General features: G+C 67.2%; 6 protein-coding genes. 5 read left to right on the top strand and 1 reads right to left on the bottom strand.

Annotated features, from left to right (window positions below):
* Positions 1 to 376 precede the first annotated feature (376 nt).
* Positions 377 to 583, bottom strand: a complete 207-nt coding sequence (locus ACFYZB_RS46585; protein WP_388768226.1) for a hypothetical protein — start codon at positions 581 to 583, stop codon at positions 377 to 379.
* A gap of 1,083 nt (positions 584 to 1,666) precedes the next feature.
* Between ACFYZB_RS46585 and ACFYZB_RS46580 the strand changes: the two genes are divergently transcribed.
* The 5 genes from ACFYZB_RS46580 (at position 1,667) to ACFYZB_RS46560 (ending at position 6,398) form a co-directional block, all read left to right on the top strand.
* Positions 1,667 to 2,461, top strand: coding sequence for an SDR family NAD(P)-dependent oxidoreductase (locus tag ACFYZB_RS46580; RefSeq protein WP_388768223.1), 795 nt, complete (start codon positions 1,667 to 1,669; stop codon positions 2,459 to 2,461).
* Between the two features lie 389 nt (positions 2,462 to 2,850).
* Positions 2,851 to 4,101, top strand: coding sequence for a tyrosine-type recombinase/integrase (locus ACFYZB_RS46575; protein WP_388768221.1), 1,251 nt, complete (start codon positions 2,851 to 2,853; stop codon positions 4,099 to 4,101).
* Entirely contained in the window at positions 4,098 to 5,507 is a 1,410-nt protein-coding gene (locus tag ACFYZB_RS46570; RefSeq protein ID WP_388768219.1) for a hypothetical protein, read from the top strand. The genes ACFYZB_RS46575 and ACFYZB_RS46570 overlap by 4 nt, the downstream gene beginning before the upstream one ends.
* The gene (locus tag ACFYZB_RS46565; protein ID WP_388768217.1) at positions 5,453 to 6,124 is read left to right on the top strand and encodes a hypothetical protein; all 672 of its coding nucleotides are present in this window, start codon (positions 5,453 to 5,455) and stop codon (positions 6,122 to 6,124) included. The genes ACFYZB_RS46570 and ACFYZB_RS46565 overlap by 55 nt, the downstream gene beginning before the upstream one ends.
* Positions 6,075 to 6,398, top strand: a complete 324-nt coding sequence (locus tag ACFYZB_RS46560) for a hypothetical protein (protein ID WP_388768215.1) — start codon at positions 6,075 to 6,077, stop codon at positions 6,396 to 6,398. Before ACFYZB_RS46565 ends, ACFYZB_RS46560 begins: the two co-directional genes overlap by 50 nt.
* Positions 6,399 to 6,624: the final 226 nt, after the last annotated feature.

The following is a 6,624-nucleotide window of genomic DNA, read 5'->3' as shown; positions in this document are numbered from 1 at the left end:
ACGGACGAAACACGCCCATCTCTCCCGCCGCCAGGCGGAGTTCATGCCCACCCAGCCCGAACCAAATGATCACGTTCGGAAAGCGGATGGCGTCTTAGGCCTTGTTAGACCAACTTCACAACTTTGATCACTGTGGTCATTGTGCTGCTTCTCGTGGGCTCGGTGGTCCGGCGCCCCTCGCAGGGTGCCTGTCGAGCAGTCCACTGATGCCTGACATCAGTGCTTGACACCAGCAGTCGCGTACGCGAGCGGATCAGGGTGGATCACGGCGACCAGGGCTCAGAGGCCACGGCCGACAGAACCCAGCTTGCTGGGTCGCTGTGATCGACCTGATAAGGAAGCGGACCACGTAGAAAGCGTCCGCGTACAGCCCGGATCAGTCTTCGGCGTCGTGGAAGTAGACCGTAAGACTCGGCCAATCGCCGCCCGCAGTGATCTCCATATGCATGACGAGATCCTGGACCTTGACCAAGCCAAGGCTTTCGATGGAGTCTGCGACTCTACGGAGCAGCGCAGGCACGTCATCCTGCCCGGTTCCCGCCGGGTTGGACTGGGAGAAGTGTTTGATCGTCCACGATTCCATGTGCGCATGATCGCGCAAGCGCCGGCCGTCATGCTGTCCCGTCCAGGCAGACGATCCAGGGGAGCCGTACAGCAACGAAGTACGGCAACCTCCGCGCCTCCGAACGACCGCCACCAGGCCCAAGCAGCCGACTGACGTGCCTGGCAGACCTCAGCGACCGCCCCGCCCATAGTTCGCATCGAGGGGCAGCATCGCGCAACGCCGGCACGGCGCCGTTCTCAACCGATGAGCGGCGCCCCACAGCCTTGAATCGGCCCATATGCTGACCACTGAGCTCAGCGCAGATCGTCAGCATGGACCAACATGCCTTGACGAGGTCGTCAGCTACGGCACTCACCGTAGCCGGACCCTCCAGGGACACAGCTGTGGCCGCTGCACGAAGGCGGAAGAGCGACGCCTCGGCTTCAACGACGTCCTCAACAACTTGGGTGCCTGGGGAAGTACCAGGAATGATCTTGCCTATTCGGCTGAGGGCCCGATCTGTCTCATGCAACTTACTGAGGAGCTCAGCGTAAACCCCACGACGCGCGTCGCGATGCATGATCCCGCGCTGTTCATCACGATCCGCTTCCTTGCTCAGACGTTCTTGACGCCCCTTGAGTAGGGAGAACGCCCCAGTAAGGACAACACCACTGAGCGCACTGGCGGCGCTGATCAGCGCGACGGTCTGCTCGGACACGATGCCATCTAAGCCGAGGGCTGCCAGGCGCGAGGTACGAAGCAGTGATGTTCGGACACTCTCGGGGGGACTACCCGGCCGCTTGCCTACGAGACTCCTTGGGCCCGCGAGGCATCCGTCGTCTGTGAGGGTGAGAGAAGGCGACGTGCCCCCGGCGTGCCCGATGGAACAGCGACTGGTGGGGACTCACGGGGAACCTTGGGGAGCACACCGGGAACGCCCGGGTCAGCACCTCCCCAGTTCAGCAGCCGACCGCATACGCGATCTTCCAACCTTGCGCTTCGCGAGCCGGTGACTGATCTCCGCAGCTTGACACGAGGCTGGGACCGGCTGCCCGCCTGGGCCGGCGGCGCCGGTTCTGTCTACCCTCGATACAGGGGTGACCAACCCGGAAAAGGACCGCCATGGACCTCCAGCTCAAGGACAAGGTCGCCGTCGTCACCGGAGCGAGCAAGGGCATCGGCCTCGCCATCGCCGATGCGTTCGCCCGTGAAAGCGCACACGTCACCGTCGGCAGTCGGAGCATTACTCCCGAGCTCAAAGGGCTCCACGAGAAGTACGGCGTCACCGCAGTCCCGGTCGACTTGTCCACCGCAGACGGACCGGGCGCACTCGTCCGACACGCGGTAGACCAGTACGGCAGGGTCGACGTCCTGGTCAACAATTTGGGTACCGCGACGCCCCGTCCGAGCTTCCTGGACATCGACGACGCCGAGTGGCAACGGATCTTCGACATGACCCTGTTCAGCGCGGTTCGGGCCAGCCGCGCTGCGCTTCCTCACCTGCTGGTCGTGGACGGGGGTTCCATCATCAACATCAGCTCCATCAACGCGCGTCTACCCTTCCCCATGGTCGTGGACTACTCCGCGGCCAAGGCCGGGCTGAGCAGTCTGACCAAGTCGCTGTCCGAGGAGTTCGCACCGCGAGGCATCCGGGTCAACGCGATCGCCCCGGGGCCGGTTCGCACTCCCTTCTGGACCGCGCCGGGCGGCTTCGCCGATGCCACGGCAGCCCAGGCCGGCACCACCGCGCAGGAAGCCATCGATGCAGTCGTGCCGCAGAGCATGGGCATCTCCACAGGACGAGTCACCGAAGCTCACGAAGTCGCCGATCTGGCTCTCTTCCTCGCCTCCCCGCTCGCCGGCAACATCACGGGAGCCGAGTTCACCATCGATGGCGGCCAGGTCAAGACATTGTGATCTCTTGCCCCTGCCCGCACACCCGGTTGCTGAGCACCGGGCGGTAGGGATCGAAAGATGGCGCCGCGAACTGGTCCCCTGCTCCAGTTCGTCTCGGACGAGGGCTACGGCGCATGATCGGCGCTCAACGTTACCGAGGCCCGCCACCGCCTCGCCCGGAAGATCCTTTTCGGGTAGCGCGGCGAACTGCGCCAGCACTACCGCGAGGGCATGGAGGACCTGTTGACCGAACTACCGAGGGGTGAGGTGGAGCGTCCCCGGAGTTCGACGCACGGTGACGAGATCGGCCGGTCGGCCCAGCGCACGACCAGCGAAGCCTTCCCGTACGACCGTCCTCATGTGCTGTCATCACGAGTCGTTGGAGACCACAGCGGCTCGTGGAGGATTAGGTGCAGGAACGTACGGAGTTACGGGATGTCACAGCACTTGCGGTGCCGAGGGTCGGCCGAGTCGGGGAGACCGGCGACCCGGCCCTGCCGTTCCGGCTGCTGGACGGGGACGGCGTCGAGGTGTCGGCGGTCAGCGAGTTCCTGCTCGACATGCTCGCTGAGGACGACAGTCCAGCTTCGCTCCGTTCGTACGCGTACGAACTGCTGGCCTGGTTCCGGTTCTTGTGGGCCGTCGACGTGCCGTGGGACCGGGCAAGTCGTGCGGAGGCCCGGGACTTCGCGCTGTGGCTGAGGCCGGTCAAGAAGCCACCGCGGCCTCGACGGCCGGATGCTCCGGCGCCTGGGTCGGTTAACCCGGTGACCGGCAAGCGGTACGCGGGTGAGAACTACGCGCCCCGCACCCGGAGGCACGCGCGGGCGGTGGTCCGCAGCTTCTACGAGTACCACCGCGACATGCACGGACGGCCGCTGCTCAACCCGTTCCCGAAGAGCAAGCGTGCCGAGGACGAGCATCTCAACGTCCACCACAACCCGATGCACGCCTATCGGCACCCCACTCGCCGGGCTCCCTACCAGCCGAAGGAACCCCGGCGAACCCCGCGCGGTATCCCTGACCAGGCGTTCAACGAGTTGTTCGCGGCTCTTCCCTCGCACCGCGACCGCGCGCTGGTCGCCTTCTACATCTCGGCCGGCCCGCGCGCCTCGGAGCTCCTCGGCGTCAGCCGGGACCGGGTCAGCCCCGGTGACCAGACGGTCGGCGTCATCCGCAAGGGCTCCCGGGCTCTGCAGTGGATTCCCGCCTCCAGCGACGCGTTCGTTTGGCTGCGTCTCTACCAGCAGCAGATCCGCCCGCAACCTCTCGACGGGCCGGACGAGCCTCTGTGGTGGACTCTGCGGCGTCCGATCAGGCCGTTGAGCTACGACGCGGCCCGCATGGTGTTCACGCGGGCCAACGAGACCTTGGGGGCGAACTGGACCCTGCATGACCTGCGGCACAGCGCGGCGAAAAGGATGGTGCGCGACCCCAAGCTCTCGCTCACCGACGTCCAATGGGTCCTCGGGCATCTCCACATCAGCACCACGGAGCAGTACCTCGAACCCGCCGAGGGCGAGGTCGTCGCGAACGTACTGGCCCACCACGCCCGGCAGGCTGCGGAGCCGGTCAATCCGGTGATGCCCGCCCCGGGCTACCGTTCCGAGGTCCTCCAGACACTGCTCGGCCCGGCCGCCCTCGGCGGAGGCCCGGCATGACCACCGAGACAGTGACCGCCCGCCCCTCCGCACCTGTTCGCCACGCTCCCTTGCCTCCTGGCCAGAAGATACGGGAAGTACCGACGTCCTGGTGGCAGACGGAGGAATCGCGCGAGAAGGTGCTGGAGCGCACGCTCGCGCTGCCGTTCACTGCGGACACGGACACCAACCAGCGCACGCGCCGCCGCGGTCTGATCAAGCTGCTCGACTGGCTGGAGGACCAGCCCGGCCGCACCTGGCAGGAACGCTGGACGGCCAGCGGAGCCGAGGAGGCCGGGCGGGAGTGGCCGCGGCTGCCGATGCAGTGGCTCGCCGAGCACCAGCGGGCGCGCAAGTACGACCGTGCCGATCTGTGCTGCGGCATGATCCCGCTGGCGGGCGGACAAGTCGTACGCCCCGCCTACCGGTGGCTGCTCCGGCAGCGCCCTTCTCAACTGCTGGCGCACATCCGTAGCGTCACCGATCCCCACGGTTTCGCGGCGCTCAAGGACCGGTACACGGCCACCGGCCACACGAGGGCCAACGACTGCAACAACGCCCTCAACCGCGTCACCTGGATCGTGACCCGCAAGGGCAGCACCGTTCACGACGTCACCATCGGCGACTGCGTCGAGCTGCAGCACGCCATCGGCGAGCACCAGACCAACGGCTACCACGGCAAGCACCTCTTCTACCAACTCCTCGCAGGGCTCGGTGTCTTCGGCCCCGACGCCCCCGCCCGGCTGAAGACGGTGATGCTGCCGGGACAGTTGACACCGGCGGCCCTGGTCGACCGGCAGGGCAATACCTGCACCGCGATACGCGACCTCCTGGTCGACTACCTCACCGAGCGCGCGGTGGACGTCGACTACACCACGCTCGAGGACATGGCCCGCTCGCTCGCCGGACTGTTCTGGCGTGACCTGGAGAAACACCACCCCGGGATCGACTCGGTGCGGCTGGACGCCGATACCGTCACGGCCTGGCGGGAACGCGTCCGCATGGTCCGCGACCGTCACGGCATCCCCATCCGGCCGCGGGTCAACGCGCACACCGTCTTCAGCTGGGTCCGGGCGTTCTACCAGGATCTCGCCCGCTGGGCCGCCGAAGAGCCGGCACGGTGGGGCCCGTGGGTCGCTCCCTGCCCGGTCCGCGACAGCGACACCGACCACAGCAAGAACCGCGCCCGCCGCAAAGCGGCCATGGACCAGCGCACCCGCACCGCACCCTCCTGCCCGCACTCCCCGCCCTGGTCAAAGCCGTCGAGCGCCAGCTCAAGGACGCCCAGACGTGTCTCGCCACCGGACGGGAGACCACGGCCGGAGCCTCCTTCACCACCCCGGCGGGCGAGACCCTCCTCCGCCGGGCCGGGGTGTCGTCCCGCGTCTACGCCGACGACCCAGCCACCGGTCGGCGCCGGGACCTGACCGTCGAGGAAGAACGCGCGTTCTGGGCCTGGGCCATCGTCGAGGTCCTCCGCCACACCGGCATGCGCATCGAGGAAGCACTGGAGCTCACCCACCACAGCTTCGTCGCCTACCAGCTGCCCACCACCGGGGAGATCGTGCCCATGTTGCAAGTCGCCCCGTCCAAGCTCGACCAGGAGCGGCTGCTGCTGGTCTCGCCAGAACTCGGAGAGGTGCTGACAGCGATCATCCACCGCGTCCGGCGCGGGCAGCAGGCCATGCCCCTGGTCGCCGCCTACGACAGTCTGGAACGGCTCTGGAGTGCGCCGATGCCGTTCCTCTTCCAGCGCCGCTGCGGCCCGGAGGACCGAACGATCCCGCGCAACTACATCTACACCTGCCTCAACGACGCCCTCTCCGCGAGCGGACTGACCGGCACTCGGATATGCCGCGATCTACCCCGAGGACGTCATCAACCACCACCAGTCCTTCATCGCCCGCCGCCGGTCGCTGCGGCCCAGCGAGGAGTACCGCGAGCCCACCGCGCAGGAGTGGCAGGACTTCCTGGCCCACTTCGAGCTGCGCAAGGTGGCGCTGGGCGTCTGCGCACGCGACTTCGGAACTCCCTGCGTACATGAGCACGCTTGCATCAGATGCCCCGTCCTACGACCAGATCCCGGGCAGAGGCCCCGCCTGGAGGAGATCTACGCGAACCTGCTCGACCGGCTCCAGGAGGCCAAGGAACAAGGCTGGCTCGGCGAGGTCGCCGCGATCGAGGCCAGCCTCGCCGCCGCCGAGCAGGAGCTCGCCGCCATGCGCGACCTCGCAGCCCGGCACACCATAGTCCACCTCGGCATGCCCGACTTCCGCACCAGCGCCGGCCGACTCACCGGCAGCTCTGACATCGGCTGACAGCCGTCCGATCACGGGCCCTTCGCCCCTGGCTGCCCTGGTCTCAGGCGCGAGGCGGCAGGACCTCGATGATTTCGGCGATGCCAGCGGCCGGTTGGGCTTCGTGCATGGTGATCACGTCACCAGGCTTAAGAAGGCTTCCGCTTACCAATCAACGGGCTTGTCTGGTCGAACAGGGGTCCTGATCGGGTGATCGCGGCAGAAGCGGCGCATGCAGGCAGGGCCT

The sequence above is a fragment of the Streptomyces sp. NPDC001852 genome, from assembly GCF_042891825.1.
Lineage (GTDB): Bacteria > Actinomycetota > Actinomycetes > Streptomycetales > Streptomycetaceae > Streptomyces.
This window is presented reverse-complemented; position numbering and strand designations above follow the sequence as displayed.

Coding starts and splice junctions, on each gene's coding strand:
- ACFYZB_RS46585 (WP_388768226.1), bottom strand. CDS start 583: ATGGAATCGTGGACGATCAAACACTTCTCCCAGTCCAACCCGGCGGGA.
- ACFYZB_RS46580 (WP_388768223.1), top strand. CDS start 1,667: ATGGACCTCCAGCTCAAGGACAAGGTCGCCGTCGTCACCGGAGCGAGC.
- ACFYZB_RS46570 (WP_388768219.1), top strand. CDS start 4,098: ATGACCACCGAGACAGTGACCGCCCGCCCCTCCGCACCTGTTCGCCAC.